The organism is Nostoc sp. C052, assembly GCF_013393905.1.
GTDB lineage: Bacteria > Cyanobacteriota > Cyanobacteriia > Cyanobacteriales > Nostocaceae > Nostoc.
This window is the reverse complement of record NZ_CP040272.1, coordinates 4,999,471-5,017,316: the sequence shown is the minus strand read 5'-3', so window position 1 is coordinate 5,017,316 and position 17,846 is coordinate 4,999,471. Positions and strand designations below refer to the sequence as shown.

At 43.4% G+C, this 17,846-nt stretch carries 18 protein-coding genes; 9 read left to right on the top strand and 9 right to left on the bottom strand.

The features are described from left to right. The first annotated feature begins 272 nt into the window (after nucleotides 1–272). The gene (locus FD723_RS20675) at nucleotides 273–884 is read left to right on the top strand and encodes a GerMN domain-containing protein (RefSeq protein WP_179067021.1); all 612 of its coding nucleotides are present in this window, start codon (nucleotides 273–275) and stop codon (nucleotides 882–884) included. Between the two features lie 85 nt (nucleotides 885–969). On the opposite strand, the gene FD723_RS20670 is transcribed toward FD723_RS20675, so the two are convergent. From FD723_RS20670 to efp, 3 genes are all read right to left on the bottom strand, one after another. Next, nucleotides 970–1,317, bottom strand: coding sequence for a helix-turn-helix transcriptional regulator (locus FD723_RS20670; RefSeq protein ID WP_094349905.1), 348 nt, complete (start codon nucleotides 1,315–1,317; stop codon nucleotides 970–972). 62 nt (nucleotides 1,318–1,379) lie between these two features. After that, on the bottom strand, nucleotides 1,380–1,937 hold the full coding sequence (gene accB, locus FD723_RS20665; RefSeq protein WP_179067020.1) for an acetyl-CoA carboxylase biotin carboxyl carrier protein: 558 nt from the start codon (nucleotides 1,935–1,937) through the stop codon (nucleotides 1,380–1,382). Nucleotides 1,938–2,045: 108 nt separating this feature from the next. Continuing rightward, the gene (efp, locus tag FD723_RS20660) at nucleotides 2,046–2,603 is read right to left on the bottom strand and encodes an elongation factor P (RefSeq protein ID WP_179067019.1); all 558 of its coding nucleotides are present in this window, start codon (nucleotides 2,601–2,603) and stop codon (nucleotides 2,046–2,048) included. Nucleotides 2,604–2,806: 203 nt separating this feature from the next. Between efp and FD723_RS20655 the strand changes: the two genes are divergently transcribed. Then, nucleotides 2,807–3,913 (top strand): peptidylprolyl isomerase, encoded by a 1,107-nt coding sequence (locus tag FD723_RS20655; protein WP_179067018.1) that lies wholly within the window; start codon nucleotides 2,807–2,809, stop codon nucleotides 3,911–3,913. Between the two features lie 77 nt (nucleotides 3,914–3,990). On the opposite strand, the gene FD723_RS20650 is transcribed toward FD723_RS20655, so the two are convergent. Beyond that, nucleotides 3,991–4,572, bottom strand: a complete 582-nt coding sequence (locus tag FD723_RS20650; RefSeq protein WP_179067017.1) for a Uma2 family endonuclease — start codon at nucleotides 4,570–4,572, stop codon at nucleotides 3,991–3,993. 105 nt (nucleotides 4,573–4,677) lie between these two features. On the opposite strand from FD723_RS20650, the gene thiL reads away from it, so the two are divergent. Beyond that, nucleotides 4,678–5,703, top strand: a complete 1,026-nt coding sequence (gene thiL / locus FD723_RS20645; protein WP_179067016.1) for a thiamine-phosphate kinase — start codon at nucleotides 4,678–4,680, stop codon at nucleotides 5,701–5,703. Between the two features lie 94 nt (nucleotides 5,704–5,797). Here thiL and FD723_RS20640 read toward each other — a convergent pair whose 3' ends face one another. Further along, nucleotides 5,798–6,811, bottom strand: coding sequence for a type I glyceraldehyde-3-phosphate dehydrogenase (locus FD723_RS20640; protein WP_179067015.1), 1,014 nt, complete (start codon nucleotides 6,809–6,811; stop codon nucleotides 5,798–5,800). A 116-nt stretch (nucleotides 6,812–6,927) separates the two neighbouring features. Continuing rightward, a complete protein-coding gene (gene nadD / locus FD723_RS20635; protein ID WP_179067014.1) occupies nucleotides 6,928–7,554 on the bottom strand; it encodes a nicotinate (nicotinamide) nucleotide adenylyltransferase in 627 nt (208 codons plus the stop codon). Between the two features lie 403 nt (nucleotides 7,555–7,957). Between nadD and murC the strand changes: the two genes are divergently transcribed. From murC to FD723_RS20615, 4 genes are all read left to right on the top strand, one after another. Continuing rightward, a complete protein-coding gene (murC, locus tag FD723_RS20630; RefSeq protein ID WP_179067013.1) occupies nucleotides 7,958–9,421 on the top strand; it encodes a UDP-N-acetylmuramate--L-alanine ligase in 1,464 nt (487 codons plus the stop codon). Between the two features lie 125 nt (nucleotides 9,422–9,546). After that, a complete protein-coding gene (murB, locus tag FD723_RS20625) occupies nucleotides 9,547–10,548 on the top strand; it encodes a UDP-N-acetylmuramate dehydrogenase (RefSeq protein WP_179067012.1) in 1,002 nt (333 codons plus the stop codon). A gap of 186 nt (nucleotides 10,549–10,734) precedes the next feature. Then, complete coding sequence (locus FD723_RS20620; protein WP_179067011.1) at nucleotides 10,735–11,082, top strand: YbaB/EbfC family nucleoid-associated protein; 348 nt, start codon at nucleotides 10,735–10,737, stop codon at nucleotides 11,080–11,082. A gap of 171 nt (nucleotides 11,083–11,253) precedes the next feature. After that, complete coding sequence (locus tag FD723_RS20615; RefSeq protein WP_179069215.1) at nucleotides 11,254–11,733, top strand: low molecular weight protein-tyrosine-phosphatase; 480 nt, start codon at nucleotides 11,254–11,256, stop codon at nucleotides 11,731–11,733. 59 nt (nucleotides 11,734–11,792) lie between these two features. Here FD723_RS20615 and FD723_RS20610 read toward each other — a convergent pair whose 3' ends face one another. Further along, a complete protein-coding gene (locus tag FD723_RS20610; RefSeq protein ID WP_179067010.1) occupies nucleotides 11,793–12,476 on the bottom strand; it encodes a response regulator transcription factor in 684 nt (227 codons plus the stop codon). Between the two features lie 581 nt (nucleotides 12,477–13,057). Here FD723_RS20610 and smpB point away from each other — a divergent pair. Both smpB and FD723_RS20600 read left to right on the top strand, forming a co-directional pair. Further along, complete coding sequence (gene smpB, locus FD723_RS20605) at nucleotides 13,058–13,525, top strand: SsrA-binding protein SmpB (protein WP_094349892.1); 468 nt, start codon at nucleotides 13,058–13,060, stop codon at nucleotides 13,523–13,525. A gap of 183 nt (nucleotides 13,526–13,708) precedes the next feature. Beyond that, nucleotides 13,709–13,990 carry a WGxxGxxG family protein gene (locus tag FD723_RS20600; protein ID WP_179067009.1) on the top strand — a complete coding sequence of 94 codons (282 nt, stop codon included), beginning with the start codon at nucleotides 13,709–13,711 and terminating at the stop codon, nucleotides 13,988–13,990. Between the two features lie 77 nt (nucleotides 13,991–14,067). Here the strand turns inward: FD723_RS20600 and FD723_RS20595 are convergent, their stop codons facing one another. After that, a complete protein-coding gene (locus FD723_RS20595) occupies nucleotides 14,068–15,486 on the bottom strand; it encodes an IctB family putative bicarbonate transporter (RefSeq protein WP_179067008.1) in 1,419 nt (472 codons plus the stop codon). A 592-nt stretch (nucleotides 15,487–16,078) separates the two neighbouring features. Then, nucleotides 16,079–17,635, bottom strand: a complete 1,557-nt coding sequence (locus FD723_RS20590; RefSeq protein WP_179067007.1) for a GAF domain-containing sensor histidine kinase — start codon at nucleotides 17,633–17,635, stop codon at nucleotides 16,079–16,081. Nucleotides 17,636–17,846: the final 211 nt, after the last annotated feature.

Below are 17,846 nucleotides of genomic sequence, written 5' to 3'. Positions count from 1 at the left end.
GACTTGTTCAATAATTTCCCCTTGTCTTCCTTGTCCCCTTGTCCCCAACTTCTAACTCCTAACTTTTCACTCCTCACTCCCAAAAATTTACATAATTTGGTAGGTGACGGATTAGAAATAAAAATTCTAGAATTGAGTGAGGGACTTGCATAATAAAAAGGCATCAAGTCTCCTATAGATTGTGGGAAACTCTCTACTTATAAGTATCGTCTTTAACCAGGCTGCTCCTCACATAACTACCATATCAGCCCTCAGTTAGGAAGGTTTTGAACATGAAAGACCAACAAGGATCTAATCGTATTTCTTCAGGCGTAATTGCAGCTGTATCAGCAGTGGTTGTAGCGGTGGGTGGTGGTGTAGCTTGGTTTACCACACAATCCAACAATTCTCCTACACCATCAAACCCATCTCAGCAAATAGCTCAACCAGTACAGCCATCAACTAGGCAGCCGGGTAATGAGCAAACCCCTAACGTTTATTGGCTAAGACCAAAAGATAAAAATGTTACTTTGGTTCCCCAGCCTGTTAAAGTAGCTTCTGTATTACCCAACCAAGCTTTAGAAGCAGCTTTCCAAAGTTTGTTAGCAGGCCCAACAGAAGGGACAGATTCAACAACCATCCCTAAAGGAACCAAGCTATTGGGGCTAAAGGCGGAAAATAATGAAGTTCACGTTAATTTATCTGAAGATTTTACCAGCGGAGGCGGTAGCACCTCAATGATGGGCCGTGTGGGACAAGTTGTTTACACTGCAACAACTTTAAATCCCAAAGCCAAGGTGTACATTGACGTGAACGGCAAACCGTTGGATGTTTTAGGCGGTGAGGGTGTAGAGATACAACAACCGCTAACTCGTGAACAGTTTCAGAAAGATTATCCGCTTTAAATTAGTTAGGAGTTAAAAGTTAGGAGTGAGGAGTTTTAACTCATAACTCATAACTCATAACTCATAACTCATAACTCTCTTAAACTTACCGTTTGCTATTTAATACACGAAAATTACGGGCTTGCTGCTCCAACCTTGTGGCGAGGCGATCGCAAACCCGATTACACAACTCAAAAATCATTTGATCTTCCACCCGGTAATAGGCGCAAGTTCCTTCACTGCGGCGGCTAAGGATACCTGCTTGCCACATTACCTTCAGGTGTTTTGACACATTTGCCTGAGAAGTCTGTGTTGCCTCTACCAACTCTTGCACGCATTTTTCTTCATCCCGCAATAAGTGTAGCAGCCGTAGGCGCATTGGCTCACTTAACAGGCTGAAGTATTCAGCTACTTGTTGCACCACTTCTGGTGGTAAAGGCAACGTTTGTTTCATCAGGGTTAACCCGCAAGGAAAGAAAATTCTAACAATGATTCACATCATATATACATTAATACTTAATCAGGGTTAATTCGCATCAAAGGTTGACCATATTCTACAGGGTCGCCATTCTGGAGAAGAATTTCCATCACCTGTCCAGAAACTTCGGCTTCGATTTCATTCATCAGCTTCATAGCTTCAATGATACAGACTGTTTGACCCTTGCGGACGCGATCGCCCACTTCCACAAATGCCGCTTCCCCAGGTGCAGGAGCGCGATAAAACGTTCCTACCATTGGGGAAGGCACTTCTACTAATCTTTGGTCAATGGTTGAGGGAGGACTTACTGACAACTGCAATTGTGTGCTAGTACCAGTATTCTCAAACACACGAGATGTGGACACCTCGGTTACCTGACTTCCGCTCACCTGGTTTCCCCCAGATGAACCTGATATCAAGCCTGAACCTACCACACCGCCTAAAGTCCCTTGACCTACCGACAACATCTGATTGCTAATACTCACAGCCTTACGGACTGTAAGCTCAAAATCATCGCTTTTGAGCGTGACTTCTGCAATATCTGTTTGTGCGATAGTTGCCAGAAGTTGGCGGATTTCATTAAAGTCCAATGGCACAGTTTTTATTACCTCGACCTATCCGTAAATTAGCATTTTAAGTGTGGCAGGGGATTAATCCCTATGTAGGGATTTAAATCGGGACTTGCATCTCCGTAGAGATGAAAGTTATTCCCTGCTGATATATTTATCTTCCTGGGTATCAACTTTGATGCGTTCTCCTTGGGAAATAAACAAAGGAACCATCACAACTGCACCAGTTTCTAGAGTTGCTGGTTTTGAGCCACCTGTGGCGGTGTCACCTTTTAAACCTGGATCTGTTTGGACAATTTCTAGAACCACAGACTTAGGCAATTCTACTCCTAGCACCTGTTCGCCCCACTTAATAACTTCGGCTTCCATACCTTCCTTCAGGTATTTGACGCGATCGCCAATTTGTGCTTTGGTCAATCTGCCTTCTTCGTAGGTTTCCATATCCATAAAGACGAACTCATCGCCTTCTTTATAGGTATGCTGCATCGTGCTTTTTTCTAGAGTGGCTTGCGGCACTGTTTCCCCGGCGCGGAACGTTTTTTCCATCACGCTCCCACTCTGGACATTTTTTAGCTTAGTTCTTACAAAGGCGGAACCTTTGCCTGGCTTGACGTGTAGGAATTCAAGCACTCGCCATACAGACCCATCCAATACAATTGAAACACCGGGTCGAAAGTCGTTACTGGAGATCATGAAACTTTCAAATTTTGGAAGACAATCGGCATTTATTGTACCCTTCTAGGGTCGTCATTGGGCATTTGTCATTAGTTAGTTGTCATTTGTCATTAGTTATTTATCCTCTGCCCTAGACCTCTGCTCCACTCATCACCTAACGTGGGAAGATTATTGATGGGTTACGTCCAGTCAACAATTCACTGCTGCATTTGAGTTATCCCATGCTTAACTTATTAAAATCCTGGCTGAAGAACAGCCTAATGGCAATACTGCTGATAACAATATTTTTAGGCATAACTACAGCTGGGTGGACTCCCTCCAGTAGCGCCGCACTGCCAGCCGGCAATGCAATTACCGACGGAAAGGCTTTGTTGCGGTATGCACTCCCGATAGATAACAAACCTGTGCGGCAACTACAAGGCAGTTTAGAGGACATCTCTGCCCAACTGCGGGCGAATCGGCGTTGGGGTGCTATTTCCAAAGACATTAGCCAAGCATCCCGCATTCTCGATAAACCTTCCCAAATCTTAACAAGCGTTCCCGCAGAACGCCAACCCCAAGCCGAAGCTTGGATTACCGAGTTGAAATCTGGGGTGGGTAAATTGCAAGAATTGGCGAACAGCAAAGATAAAGAACAAATTCTGCAAGAGAGAAGCAAATTACTAAATCTCGTTACTCAGCTAGAAGAGTCAATGGTGAAACAATTCCCCTTTGAAGTACCTACTGAGTACAGCAACCTGCCACAACTTAAAGGTCGTGCCACTGTAGAATTTAAAACCAACAAAGGCGATTTGACCCTTGTCGTAGACGGTTACAGCGCTCCTGTGACTGCTGGTAATTTTGTAGATTTGGTACAGAGGGGTTTTTATAATGGCTTAGAATTTACCCGTTCTGAAGAATCTTACTTTCTCCAAACTGGAGATCCCGAAGGTAAAGACGTGGGTTTCATTGACCCCAAAACAGGCAAATATCGCGCTATTCCCTTAGAAGTCTTAGTCCAAGGGGATAAAGCACCTACTTATGGGATTACTTTAGAAGAAGCTGGTCGTTACGTGGATATGCCAGTTCTACCTTTTTCTGCCTTTGGTGCAGTCGTGATGGCTCGTCCTGAAAGTGAAGTCAATGGTGGTTCATCACAATTCTTCTTCTTTTTGTTTGAACCAGAACTCACCCCCGCCGGACGCAACTTATTAGATGGTCGCTATGCCGTTTTTGGCTATCTCACCGAAGGTAAAGAAGTTTTGGATAAACTGAAAGCCGGTGACAAAATCGAATCAGCAAAAGTAGTTCAAGGGATAGAAAATCTGGTTGAGCCGCAAGCTGCATAACATAGGGCAGGGGAGCAGGGGAAGCAGAGGAGCAGAGGGAGAATAATTAATTACTACTAACTCCTAACTCTTAACTTCTAACTCCCCTGATTCAGATTTCCGGCGGTGAATATCTGCTCAACTGCGATCCTTAATTCTGGAAAAGTCCGCGATCCAATTTGCTGGTCGCCAGTAAACACCGTCTCTTCGTAAAATCCTTCTTCCAACCACAACACAGAAATATTTTCTTTTAGTGGGTCTACAATCCAATATTCTGGGACTTCAACCGCTGCATATTCAGACCGCTTATAACGATAGTCCCGCTTAATAGAATCTGGACTGACTACCTCTACAATTAGTAATGGTGGTGACTCAAAGACTGCTGATGCATTGAGCAATTCTCTTGCTTGCTCCTGTGTCACCACAGACAAGTCAGTTAACCGAGACTTATTTTTCCCCGTCCTCGTCCCAGTTTCGCGAAAAGTTAACCAAGGTAAACTCAAGCGCTGAATTTCCGCTATGAGTGCGGTATCTAAAAAAGCGACAATCAAGAAATGTTGAATTGTAGGGGGATTCATTAATTCCAGCCTGCCATCTACTAGCTCATAGTGAAAACCACTGCCATCATCATAATTTAAGTACTCTTCAAATGTGAGCTTTGTTACTGGTGTAGAGACCATTCCAACATCCCCCTAAACGATACATTTATCGTAACTTGGGGGAGTGGGAATTAGGCAGATGAGGGAGATGCGGAGAATTAACCAATAACAAATGACTAATGACTAATGACTAAAATCAAAGACATTGGCGAACAAGGTCTTTTAGAAAGATTACAGCGCTTCTGTCCTCCAGAAATGATCGGCGATGATGCAGCAGTACTTGGAACTACACCAGGGCAATCTTTAGTAGTGACTACAGATGTGCTGGTTGATGGCGTTCATTTTAGCAACCTCACCACTTCCCCAGAAGATGCTGGTTGGCGAGCTGCTGCTGCCAATTTATCAGATTTAGCTGCAATGGGTGCTTCTCCATTAGGAATCACTGTCGGGTTGGGACTACCCGGTGAACTTAGGGTGAGTTGGGTAGAACGCTTGTACCAGGGAATGACAGAATGCCTGCAAAAATACAATACCCCAATTGTTGGGGGTGATGTGGTGCGATCGCCTGTTACTACTCTGTCAATTACCGCTTTTGGTCAAGTTAACCCTAGTCAAATTATCCGCCGTTCAGCTGCTGTGGTGGGGGATGCGATCGTCGTTACAGGCGTTCATGGAGCCTCCCACGCTGGCTTAGAACTACTCTTACATCCCGAATTAGGACAAAACCTCAAAGATGCAGAACGCACGGCTCTAATTGGCGTACACCAACGCCCACAACCACGATTAGATGTCTTACCAATCCTCTGTAAAATCTTAACTCCTAACTCCCGACTCCTAACTCCTAACTCCCGACTTCCGATTGCTGGTATGGATAGCAGCGATGGTTTGGCAGATGCGATAATCCAAATTTGCCGTGCTAGTGGCGTTGGCGCTGTTTTAAAACACAGACAAATTCCCGTACCAAAAACTTTTAACCATTGGTTGCCACCAGAGCAAGCGCTACAATATGCTCTATACGGTGGCGAAGACTTTGAATTAGTGCTGTGTTTACCACAAGAGTTAGCATCAGCCTTAGTGCAACATCTTGGTGAAGGTGCTGCGATCGTGGGCAAGATTACAGCCGGATCGACAGTAATATTGCACGACGAGCAAAAAAAATTCCCTGACCAAGTTCTGAATCTTAGCCAGGGATTTCAACACTTCAATAGTTAAGAGTTATGAGTTAGAAGTTATGAGTTATGAGTTTTAATTCCTCACTGTTAACTCTTGACTCCTTATTTCTAACTTCTCACTCCTAACTTTTTAATTAAACCCACTTCTCGGCTACTAATTCTGCCAAATCCAAAACTCGTTGGCTGTAACCCCACTCGTTGTCATACCATGCCATAACTTTTACTAAGTCATTACCCAAGACCAAAGTCAAGCTAGCATCAACAATCGAAGAAGCGTCATGACCTTGATAATCAGACGATACAAGTTCTAGATCGCTGTAAGCCAAAATACCTTTAAGTGGTCCTTCGGCAGCATCTTTGAGAGCTTGGTTAACTTCTTCAGTAATAGTACGCTTCTCAACCTGCACTACGAAATCTACCATTGAGACGTTCGGGGTTGGTACGCGTAAGGCAACGCCATTTAGCTTGCCTTTCAGGTCTGGGATAACTAGCGCCACTGCTTTCGCTGCACCAGTGGAGGTGGGTACAATGTTTATCGCTGCGGCCCTCGCCCGTCGCAAATCCCGGTGAGAAGCGTCTAGCAAGCGCTGATCGCCTGTATAGCTGTGGGTGGTGGTCATCGTACCTTTAATAATGCCGAACTTATCGTTCAACACCTTGGCGATTGGTGCCAAGCAGTTGGTAGTACAGCTAGCGTTACTGATAATGTTGTGTACGTTGTGGTCATAATCGTGATGATTCACACCAACCACAAAAGTGCCATCCTCGTTTTTACCAGGAGCGGTAATCAGGACTTTCTTGGCTCCAGCATTCACATGCTTGAGCGCCCCTTCTTTGCTAGTAAACACCCCGGTTGCTTCGATAATTAGGTCAATTCCCCAATCTCTCCAGGGCAAGTTTTCAGGGTTGCGATCGGATACGCACTTAATGGTCTTGCCGTTAACGATGATAGAGTTATCGTCGGCACTAATCTCAGCACCTTTGATCTTCCCTAGCATTGAGTCATACTTGAGCAGGTGAGCATTAGTTCTGGGGTCTGATGTGTCATTAATCGCGACAAGATCGATTTGACTATTCTCTCTACCCACCCAACAACGCGCAAAGTTACGTCCAATCCGCCCGAAACCGTTGATTGCAACTCTAATCACAGTACCTTGCCCTCTGTATTTATGCTTATATGTTGATATCGTTGACCCCAATCATATCGCAAAGGGGGGGGGCACTTTTAACCATAAAGTGTTAGATCAATAAAAAAACACATAATTTATTCAGATTTGTGAGAGTAGAGATTGTTGTTAGTGATATATGATCTGACCGATTCCGGTACTAAATAACGAATTGACTGGCGATCGCGGCGAAATTTGCGAATTAGACTTGACGAAACTCCGACTATTGGTATATCCAAGAGTTGCCAGTGAATGGTACTAGACTGCTCTCTGAGTTGTTGCTCCACTTGCTTGCAGATTAATTTGCTTTGAGTTATAGTCTCACCACCTAGCAGTCGGGGTGCGATTAACCAATCACACATTTGTGCTAGTTCGTGTCCACGATGCCAACGGGGTAAGGTTTGGAAAGTATCCAAGCCTACAATCCAGTACCAGTGAGTATTTGGGTAACAAGCAGATAAGTCAATCAGGGTGTTAATGGCATAAGAAGTCCCAGAGCAATTTGTCTCCACTAGTGAGACAGTAAACGCTGGGTTGTCTTTTATGGCTAATTGCAGCATTTGCACACGATGCTCAAACAAAGCTGCTTCTTTGTGAGGAGGATTTAGGGATGGCACCCAAATTACCTTTTCAAGGCATACTTGATGCAAAGCTGTCTCGGCTACAAGCAGGTGTCCCCAATGAATTGGATCAAATGTGCCACCAAAAATTGCTAGTTGCTGCATCCAGTTATGCCTGGGTTTTATGCAATTGGAAAATAGTTTCATTACCAATGTACTATTTTACTCAATTCACGCCTAGACTTGATGCAATTTCAAATCAGTTTCACTAAACAATGTATTATGTAGCCAATTACAGTAAGGCAGCCAAATTTATGTATTTGACATTACAAGAATTTCTTTCCCGATGCGGCCAAAACTTTCAGAATAATCTTAAGAACAGTTCAAAAATAGCAAAAACCTCCAACCAAGGTAAAATCATTCTGAACAAAGAAAACCAGAGCAGAAACATCATTTGGACATCAAACATGAACATGATACAGGAGTAGTTACGGTAAAAATCAAATTCCTGTTATGATACGCGTGTCATTTGTGATTATGGTGTGGTGTGGTGTAAGAGGAGCAATAAATGACTAATTCTGTAGATTTTAGTGGTAGACCATTTCATTTCATTGGTATCGGTGGCATAGGTATGTCTGCTCTGGCATACGTTCTCACAAAGCGCCAATTTCCAGTATCAGGTTCGGATCTTCGTCCAAACCATATTACGCACAAGTTGGAATCTATCGGCGCTCATATTTTTGGTAAACAAGAGGCGAGCAATCTTGAATTCTTTCGGCCTCAAGTATTGGCTAATGCAGTAGTATTAAATTCACAAGAACAATTAACTCCTGATACTAACTCGAAATTGCCTCAAGTCATTTGTTCAACAGCAATTAACACTAATAATTTAGAATACAAAGCAGCGCTGGAATTAGGTTGTCCAATTTTACATCGTTCAGATGTACTAGCAGCTCTAATTGCCGAGTACTACAGCATTGCAGTGGCAGGAACACACGGCAAAACCACAACCAGTAGCATGATTGGCTATATGCTTTTGGAAGCAGGCCTAGACCCAACAATTTTAGTCGGTGGCGAAGTTAATGCATGGTCTGGTAATGCTCGACTGGGACAAAGCCAATATTTGGTAGCCGAGGCAGATGAATCAGATGGTTCCCTGGTAAAACACGCTCCTGAAATTGGCATCATTACCAATATTGAACTCGATCATCCTGACCACTACGATACATTAGAAGAAGTCATTGACATCTTCCAGACATTTGCTAAGAGTTGTAAAACATTGATAGGTAGCGTTGACTGTGCGACAGTGCGCGATCGCTTACAACCCACAATTACCTACAGCTTACACTCAGATACCAACGCTGATTACACCGTCACCAATATTGATTATCGGGCTGATGGCACTACGGCTTTGGTTTGGGAAAAAGGCAAAGCTTTGGGAGTATTGACATTGCGGCTGCTCAGTCGGCATAATCTCAGCAATGCCCTAGCCGCCGTGGCTGTTGGTCGCGCCTTGGGTTTAGAATTTGGAGCAATTGCCAAAGGTATCGCCACCTTTGAAGGAGCAAGACGACGCTTTGAGTTCCGAGGTGAAGTCAATGGCATTACCTTCATCGATGACTATGCCCATCATCCGAGCGAGATTCGTGTTACTCTCGCCGCAGCCCGTTTACAGGCAAGACCAGGGCAAAGAGTGGTTGCCATCTTCCAACCTCACCGCTATAGCCGTACACTCACCTTTTTAGAAGAATTTGCCGAGTCTTTTGCACATGCTGACTTGGTTGTGCTGACTGATATTTACAGTGCAGGTGAACCAAATTTAGGGCAAATTAGTGGTGAAAGTCTAGCCGCAGAGATTGCTAAACAGCATTCGCAGGTAGTTTATCAACCAACTTTACCCGCAGTGTGTGAGTACTTGCTACAAACATTACGCCCAGGAGACTTGGCGTTGTTTTTGGGAGCTGGAAACTTGAACCAGGTGATTCCTGAAGTAATTACAACCCTTTGTGAGCCTGCTAAAGCCACATCCTAAAGTGGAGACTTTGCAAAGTTTTATTTCCGAGCAAAGCGACCCTCTAGTAACGGTTTCATAAGTTAACTCCATTACCGTATCTTTGCGGTAAATAAATGTAAAAATTTTACCAAAAAAAAGTAAAAATGACCATTTCCCAGGCCGCTGGAAACGTCTGCACAGTTTCTTCTTTGAATACAAAGAAACAGCAAACACCTAATTCGGTGGAGAGTGAAGTAATCTACTTACCCAATACTGATTGTGCAATCAAGTCTCAGGCTTCTTTGTCAGCGTTTACTTCCTATAGAGTTGGGGGAGAAGCACAATTGTACGTTTCCCCCCGAAATGTAGAAGCACTGCAAGCAAGTCTTAAATACGCAAAGGAACGTGATTTAAAGGTGACAACGCTGGGAGCAGGTTCTAACTTGCTGGTGAGCGATGGTGGTATATCAGGCTTAGTCATTGCGACTCGTCATCTCCGCTTCAGTCACTTCGACCCGAAGACAGGTCAATTAACCGTTGCTGCTGGAGAATCAATTCCTAGTTTGGCATGGGCAGCAGCGGAATTAGGATGGGAAGGTTTGGAGTGGGCTGTTGGCATTCCTGGAACAGCAGGGGGTGCTGTAGTGATGAATGCAGGGGCACATAATAGCTGTATTGCAGATATGTTAGTTAGTGCCCAAGTACTTTCACCTGATGGGACGCTAGAAACTCTTACCCCCGATCAATTAGGTTATAGCTACCGGACTTCATTATTGCAAGGTGGCGATCGCATCGTTACCCAAGCCACCTTACAACTTGCTCCAGGTGCCGACCCAGCAGCAGTTGTAGCAATCACCAAACAACACAAAAAGCATCGGTTAAGCACCCAACCATATAACTTCCCCAGTTGTGGTAGTGTGTTCCGCAATCCCAAACCTTACAGTGCTGGCTGGTTAATTGAACAAACTGGTTTGAAAGGCTACCAAATTGGTGGAGCGCAAGTAGCACTACTTCATGCTAATTTCATCGTTAACCGTGGTGGAGCAAAAGCTAGTGATATCTTCTGTCTTATTCGCCACATACAACACCAAGTACAAGAACGTTGGTCTATTAATTTAGAGCCAGAAGTCAAAATGCTCGGAGAGTTTCAAGGTGCTTGTGGATAGGGAGTGGGGAATGGGGAATGGGGAATGGGGAAGAAGAATTAATAACCAATGCCCTACTCCCAATTCCCTACTCCCAATTCCCAATTATTATGAAGCATTAATTATTGGTAAAAAAAGAGTCAAATTACTTACCGCATCTATAATTGAATTTGATTTGTTATTCAACGCATAAGCGTACAAATAATTATGACAGGAAAAGGACAGGGATTTGGCTTCGGCTTAGGAAAAATGAAAGAATTGGCTGAAGCTTTTAAGAAAGCGCAGCAAGTTCAAGAAGGTGCAAAGCGACTCCAAGAAGAATTGGAGCAAATGGAGATTCAAGGAGAATCGGGCGGTGGACTGGTAAAGGTGATTGTCAGTGGGAACCAAGAACCCAAGCGGGTGGAAATTTCTCCAGAAGCTTTAGCAGAAGGTGCAGAAGTACTTTCCGATCTTGTAGCAGTGGCAATGAAAGAAGCCTACAACAAGTCCACAGCAACCATGCGAGAACGTATGGAAGAATTAACCAGTGGGTTGGAGTTACCTGGATTTTAGTCATTAGTCATTGGTCATTAGTCATTGGTGAGCCAGTGCGGTCTTCTCCCAAAGGGAGAGGCTAGCGCCAAGGGGGTTTCCCCTATGAGCAACTGGTGAACCCGAAGGGTCATTAGTCATTGGACAAAAGACAAAGGACAAATGACTATTGACAAAGGACAAATAATATCTATGCCTTACAAGTTGCTGTTTGTCTGCTTAGGTAACATCTGCCGATCGCCATCGGCAGAAAATATCATGAATCATTTAATTGAGCAGGCTGGCTTGAGCGAAAGCATCCTCTGTGACTCTGCTGGGACATCTAGTTATCACAGTGGTAGCCCACCTGACAGACGTATGAGTGCTGCGGCTGCTACAAAGTTGGGGATTAAACTGCGTGGTCGGGCACGCCAGTTTCAAAAGTCAGACTTTCAAGACTTTGATTTGATTTTAGCGATGGATCGAGAAAATTATGAGAATATCCTCACTCTCGATCGCACTCAGGAATATCAGCATAAAGTGCGTTTGATGTGCGAGTTTTGCTCTCGACACACCCTAAAGGAAGTTCCAGATCCCTATTACGGCGGTGAAGAGGGATTTAATCAGGTTATTGATTTATTGATCGATGCTTGTGAAGGTCTGCTGACAAAAGTTAAAAGTGAGGAGTTATGAGTTAGGAGTTATGAGTTAGGAGTTTTAATTCCTCACTTCTCACTTTTAACTCCTAACTTTTATTCCACCAGACCATGCTTCATCGCAAAACGCACTAATTCTGCTCGGTTGCTGGTTGAGGTTTTTCTCAATAAACTGCTAACATATTTTTCTACAGTTCGAGGACTCAGGTGTAGCTGAAGACCCATTTCGGCATTAGAAAGACCATGAGTTAATAACTCTAAGACTTCTTGCTCTCTATGAGTTAGGGGTAAGTGCAGATGGGATTTCTGAATTTGAGTAGACAGAGAATTATGGACATCCCCCGCTTTTGTCGAGGCGGAAGTGCCCAAACTCTCTCTATGAGAAAAACGATATTCTGATTGGATAATTTGCGATCGCTCCAAAAGATTGCGGATTGCTGCTGCTAACTCTTCCAGTTCAAAAGGCTTGGGTAAATATAAATCGCACCCTGACTGGTAGCCCAGAATTCTTTCTTGGGTCTTAATGCGTGCCGTTAATAAAATTACAGGCAATAAACGAAACACTGGTTGCTGACGCACTCGGCGCACCAATTCATAGCCATTCATCCGTGGCATAACAATATCCGTGACAATCAAATCAGGATGATACTCATCCACCATAAACAAAGCCTCTTGACCGTCATTAGCCGTGATCACCGAGTAGCCAGACAGTTCAAGATAGTCGCTAACAGACAGACGAGTGCCCAAATCATCATCCACTATAAGGATCGTCAAGGGCATGGATAATACACCCCTAGCATTTTTTTACTCAGAAATTTACTTCTACGTGTTCCATCAGTGAACACAAACAATAATAGTGTTCTTATGTTTCATACTATGACAGGATTATCAGCTAATTACTGCCTTTAGGGCTGATTTATAAAGAAAATCTTAAATCCTTAGGAAGGTTAATGAAGTCTAACTCACCTTTGACTACCCATGCTTGGGAGGCACAAAGACCTTTGTAATTTGTAACAACTCATCAATAGACTTCTTGCATAAGTCGGGTAAAGGGTAAGGGTTAAAGGGAAAAGGGATAGAATTAACATTCCCCTTTAACCTTTCCCGACAAGAGTGCAAAAGGCACTTTTGCAAGAGGTCTAATATTCTGACCTGAGCTTTCGCAGTCTTCGGCTTTGCTCCTGACTCCTGAATTCTGTTTCGATAACTTAAATTTGCCAGAAAACTCTTAATTGTGAACTTAAAAAAGCTAGATTAGTGATATATGGTTCAGCATTCATAGCGGTTCTAAGATACAGCCTATAATTCACAAGCCAATCCAAATAATTTTTTAGGTACATTTAAAGCACACAAAATTATCAATGAGCGACAAGAACGAAGGTTACAAAGTTATTTGCGACAACCGTCAAGCCCGTTATTTGTATGAAATTCTAGAAACTTACGAGGCTGGAATTGAATTGACAGGAACAGAGGTGAAGTCAATTCGTGCGGGGAAAGTCAATCTCCAAGATGGCTATGCTTTGCTTCGCAATGGCGAAGCATGGTTGATCAATGTGCATATCTCGCCTTACAACGCTAGTGGACAATATTTCAATCATGAACCACGGCGTACACGCAAGCTATTATTGCATCGTCAAGAACTCCGTAAGCTAATTGGCAAAGTCGAACAGCAGGGTTTAACTTTAATCCCGTTGAAAATGTATCTCAAACGAGGCTGGCTAAAAGTGAGTATAGCCCTTGGCAAAGGTAAAAAGCTCCACGATAAGCGAGAAGACTTGAAACGACGCCAAGACCAGCGTGACATTCAACGGGCAATGAAAAGTTATTGAGGATTTAGTGTTGCTAAACTATCACAGTCAGAGTGAGAAACAGACTGCTGTGAAAACCATGTTGTATGTCTACAGTATGAGTTATGAAAATGTCTTGTTTATAGCCGCAGATTGATTTTCTTAAGGTTGAGACTCGATACAGTGGCGGGTAACTTCAAACGACACCAAGAATTTTCACAACTTATGAAAAGTAATTTCATTGCAGCTATCGGCGCTGGCGTTCTCACCTTGAGTATGGGAATTTTACCCTTATCCCTATCTGCACAAGCTCAGACAACTAATGATACCGGAGCCACTACTACTGCTCCAACAACGACCACTGAGGATCGCAACGATTTTGATTGGGGTTGGTTAGGATTGCTTGGTTTATTCGGTCTAGGCGGGTTGGCTAGTAAAAAGAACGATCGCGAATCTGTAGCTTATCGCGACCCTAATGCCCCAAGTGCCACTACCTACAGAGATTAGACAATTCAAAGTTTATTCATGGAAAATTCAAAAGTTGTCAGTTGTTCAATAAGAAAACAACTGATAACTTCTTTATGTTAATTTACTGCTGGTTCTGAGTTAGATGAATTTGTCTGGTTTTGAGCTAAAGGTGTCCAGTAGCTAGCAATTAAGGCAACGATAAGCCACCAGAGGGTATTAACTTCAGGACGATACCAGACAGTATCTACAGTGCCGTGAGCTAGCATACCCAACAAAATAGCGATCGCTCCAATTAACCAAAATCCCTCGACACTTTTCACTTGTCGCAATCGTTGCACTTGCAAAAATGCCGTATTAAATGTGACAATTATCAGCCAGAGAAAACAGGCCAAACCAACAAAGCCAGTTTCTACAGTCACTTCCAACAATATCGAATAGGCACTCAAAGCAGTGTAACGAGGGTGTTGGTAGAGCGGATAAACTTTATTAAAAGAGCCGTGACCAGGGCCAATGCCGAAAATTGGGCGATCGCGAATCATCTCAAAAACAGCATCCCACACATTTCGGCGAAAATTATTACTACTATCTTTACGGTCGGCAAAAATACTGAATACTCGCAGGCGCACTGGCTCTACAAATATCATTGCTAGCACCAATACCCCAATCAAACCTCCCAAGACAATCGGCAGTGACCAAGTACGCCAAAAACGAGGCATTTCCACGCTTTTCCAATAAACTAGCAATGCCATCGCAGCTAAAAATGCTACCACTAGCCCAATCCAACCGCCACGACTAAAAGTCAGAATCAGGCAGGAAGTATTGACAATTAACATTGTTAATGCTAATGCTTTTTTAAGCCAGCTTTGCCATGCGAAAATTGCCACTAAGCTAAAAATTACTGCTGGCAAAAGATATCCAGCCAATAAGTTGGGATTGCCTAAATAACTGTAGACTCTTGTCGTCTTAGACAGAGGAGATTCTGGATCAACCCAAGTCGCCAGTGCTGTGGCTCCAAAAAACCATTGTCGCAAACCATATACGCTGACAATTAACGATACATGCAGATAAAGAATGATAATCCAAGACCGGAGGCGAGGCGACCTTAATACTCTGGCACAAAGGGCAAATAGTAGCAAATACAAGGTCAACGTACCCAAGTCATTAAGTGCCGCCTTTTTTACTGGTGATAATGCTGTTGCAACTGCGGCAACTCCCCAGTAGAGCAATACCAATAAGTGAATCGGAGTGACTGACGAGACATTTGTTGTTGTGACTTCATCAGATAGAGTCAACAACAGCCAAAATCCGACACAAGCCACCAGCAACAAACCCACCAACGTACTCGAAGCAAAAGGTGCAAGAGCATATATTAAGCTGAGTAAAGCAGCTGCGATCGCATCTCCCCACTGGAGCAAGATGCTGGTTTGCCGCCAAGAACTTAACAGTCCCACCAGAGAGCGGTGTACATAACTGGTAGCAAGATATTCTTTGAGCGGTAAAGATGATAAAGTAAATCGTTGCCAGACTAAATTCATAAAAAACATTGCGATCAATTAGCCTGCCGACGCAGAACTTGGAATTGATCATAATGCATACCCCTATAAAAAGGTATTAACAATTCAAAATGACGCTCTCTACGAGACGCTACGCGAACGCAGACTCGCTAACGCTGCGCGAACAAAATTCAAAATTAAAGACATTGCATAAGGGGATTTAAACCCCAACTGAAATGGGTGCTACATGTAAATTGCAGGTTCTTAAACCCTTTTATTTACGATAATGGATATTGTACATCGTGTAATGGCGCTCTTATTCCTAGCCATTAATCACTACCTTCAATTTAGAACCACCTTAGTCAATAGGAAGTTAAGATAGTTCTTCATGTAATTAGTACAACTTTACGTAAAATCGTGGCGAATTGAAGGTTGAAATTTTAACGCCGATACGCTTCTCTACGAGACGCTACGCGTAGCTTGCTTCCCCGTAGGGGTACGCCTTCCCGCAGCGTCGAAGCGCAGAGACAAACGCCAAGGCACGCAGAGAATTCGCTACAAATTAATGACTTATAGATAAAAATACGTCTTTCCCAATCCCAAGTCCCCAGTCCCCAATCCCCAATCCCCAAGATTAGACATCACTAATTGCTTGTGAAGGAGTCGCCACTTGCAGCGGCAAAGAAAGCACATAACGATATCCTGATTCTGGCGAACCCTGAATCAAAATGTGTCCACCATGCAATTCTGCCAGTTGACAACTTAGTAATAGACCCAAACTTTCACGAGAAAGACTTCCATGTGATTTAGCTAAATTTATACCGGAACTAGTAGCAAAGAAATTTGCGTGGGAATCACTCGAATTTTTGGAATTATCCACCGCTACTGATGAAGCATCTAGTTGCTCTTGTCCTTCTGTATGAGTATTGTAAGTTCCTACCTCACCTGTCAGTTCTAGCAGCGACAAAGAATTGAGACGAAAATAGGGATCAACCTCAGTGATGCCATCTCCCAGCCAAGGATGGGAAACCCAAATAGTAATGTTGAGCGTATCTTCCTTGTAAGAAACATGAATGCGAACAATGCTACCTGTAGCCGAAAGTTGAATTACACTAAAAACCAGGTGATAGAGGATTTGCCGCACCTTGTCTTTATCTAAAGGCCAAATGCGATTGCGTCCCGGTTCTATAGACAGGCGAATATCTTGCTCGCGGCGGTTAGCCACTTCTTCTAGGGTATTGATAGCTTGTTGGCATAGCATTTCAATATCTACAGGAGCTAGATTTAGCACAGTTGAGTTGTCATCCATAGCTCCTAGTTCGGTAATTTCGTTTACTAGAGAAAGTAAGTACCGACCACTGTGTTGGATGATTTCTAAATATTCTCTCTGCTTAGTTGTCAAAGGGCCATAAATCTCACGTCCTAAAACACTAGCCATACCAAGTACAGATGTTAAGGGCGTGCGTAACTCCTGAGTTAGCTGACCCAAAAGTTCTAGTTTCAGTTGCTTGGTAGAAATAGAGTCGCTATCTTTAGTAGATGCGGTGATTTTAATAATCTCAGTATTACGTTCGTCATTGAGTGAAAATATTGGAGCGTTTTTGGGAGTGCTTGATTCGAGTTTCCCTTGCAGGAGTCGGTTACGCTCAAATTCACTCATGCTCCAACGAGCGATGATTTGTAAAAACTCAATGTCTCGGTTTGTAAAATTGCGTGGGACTAAATCCATCACCGCCAATGCACCCAAACAATGTCCCTCAGCATCTATCAGTGGCGCTCCTAAGTAAGCACGAATACCATAATCTTGCACTAACTTGCTGCTAGCAAGTACTGGATCTGTAAGTTTGTGTGTATCATTAATTACAAATATTTGTAAGCTCTCTACTACCTGAGTGCAAAAGGATTCCCGGCGTGACAATTGGCGGCTTTGTGCCAAATGATTCATCAATCCCAGTCTAGATAAGCCCACCGACGACTTAAACCAGTGGCGTTCTTGATCCACAAATCCCAATATGGAAATTGGTGCTTCCAAAAAGTGGGCAGCAGTCTGTGTGGCTTCTTCAAAAACTGGAATCGTTTCTGGTTGCCGCAAACCTAAATCTGACAAAGCTTTGAGGCGTTGTTGTTCTCTTGATTCATGAGAATCCCAACCATCCTTTAGGGCAAATAATTTGTTTTCAGGCTCTATCATTGCCACTGCTACCTTAATAATTTCTCGATTCTGTAATTGATATAAGCTCTATTTCTAGGTTATCAATTGCTATTTTTAAGCATTCCCTAATTTTGCCTCTGACAAACAAATTTAGGGCAAAAATTTTTTATCCCTTCCACTAAGCCGACGAAGTGTGTCCGCTAGTCACTAGTTACTGGTGCTGAATGTTCTTTGTTGATCGCTGGTGTAG

Bases quoted from the DNA above. Each gene is read 5' to 3' on its own strand.
- murC (WP_179067013.1), top strand. From the start codon at position 7,958: ATGACTAATTCTGTAGATTTTAGTGGTAGACCATTTCATTTCATTGGT.
- FD723_RS20675 (WP_179067021.1), top strand. From the start codon at position 273: ATGAAAGACCAACAAGGATCTAATCGTATTTCTTCAGGCGTAATTGCA.
- FD723_RS20615 (WP_179069215.1), top strand. From the start codon at position 11,254: ATGCCTTACAAGTTGCTGTTTGTCTGCTTAGGTAACATCTGCCGATCG.
- FD723_RS20650 (WP_179067017.1), bottom strand. From the start codon at position 4,572: ATGGTCTCTACACCAGTAACAAAGCTCACATTTGAAGAGTACTTAAAT.
- nadD (WP_179067014.1), bottom strand. From the start codon at position 7,554: ATGCAGCAACTAGCAATTTTTGGTGGCACATTTGATCCAATTCATTGG.
- FD723_RS20600 (WP_179067009.1), top strand. From the start codon at position 13,709: ATGAAAAGTAATTTCATTGCAGCTATCGGCGCTGGCGTTCTCACCTTG.
- murB (WP_179067012.1), top strand. From the start codon at position 9,547: ATGACCATTTCCCAGGCCGCTGGAAACGTCTGCACAGTTTCTTCTTTG.
- efp (WP_179067019.1), bottom strand. From the start codon at position 2,603: ATGATCTCCAGTAACGACTTTCGACCCGGTGTTTCAATTGTATTGGAT.
- FD723_RS20595 (WP_179067008.1), bottom strand. From the start codon at position 15,486: ATGAATTTAGTCTGGCAACGATTTACTTTATCATCTTTACCGCTCAAA.
- FD723_RS20670 (WP_094349905.1), bottom strand. From the start codon at position 1,317: ATGAAACAAACGTTGCCTTTACCACCAGAAGTGGTGCAACAAGTAGCT.
- FD723_RS20620 (WP_179067011.1), top strand. From the start codon at position 10,735: ATGACAGGAAAAGGACAGGGATTTGGCTTCGGCTTAGGAAAAATGAAA.
- FD723_RS20610 (WP_179067010.1), bottom strand. From the start codon at position 12,476: ATGCCCTTGACGATCCTTATAGTGGATGATGATTTGGGCACTCGTCTG.
- FD723_RS20655 (WP_179067018.1), top strand. From the start codon at position 2,807: ATGCTTAACTTATTAAAATCCTGGCTGAAGAACAGCCTAATGGCAATA.
- FD723_RS20590 (WP_179067007.1), bottom strand. From the start codon at position 17,635: ATGATAGAGCCTGAAAACAAATTATTTGCCCTAAAGGATGGTTGGGAT.
- smpB (WP_094349892.1), top strand. From the start codon at position 13,058: ATGAGCGACAAGAACGAAGGTTACAAAGTTATTTGCGACAACCGTCAA.
- thiL (WP_179067016.1), top strand. From the start codon at position 4,678: ATGACTAAAATCAAAGACATTGGCGAACAAGGTCTTTTAGAAAGATTA.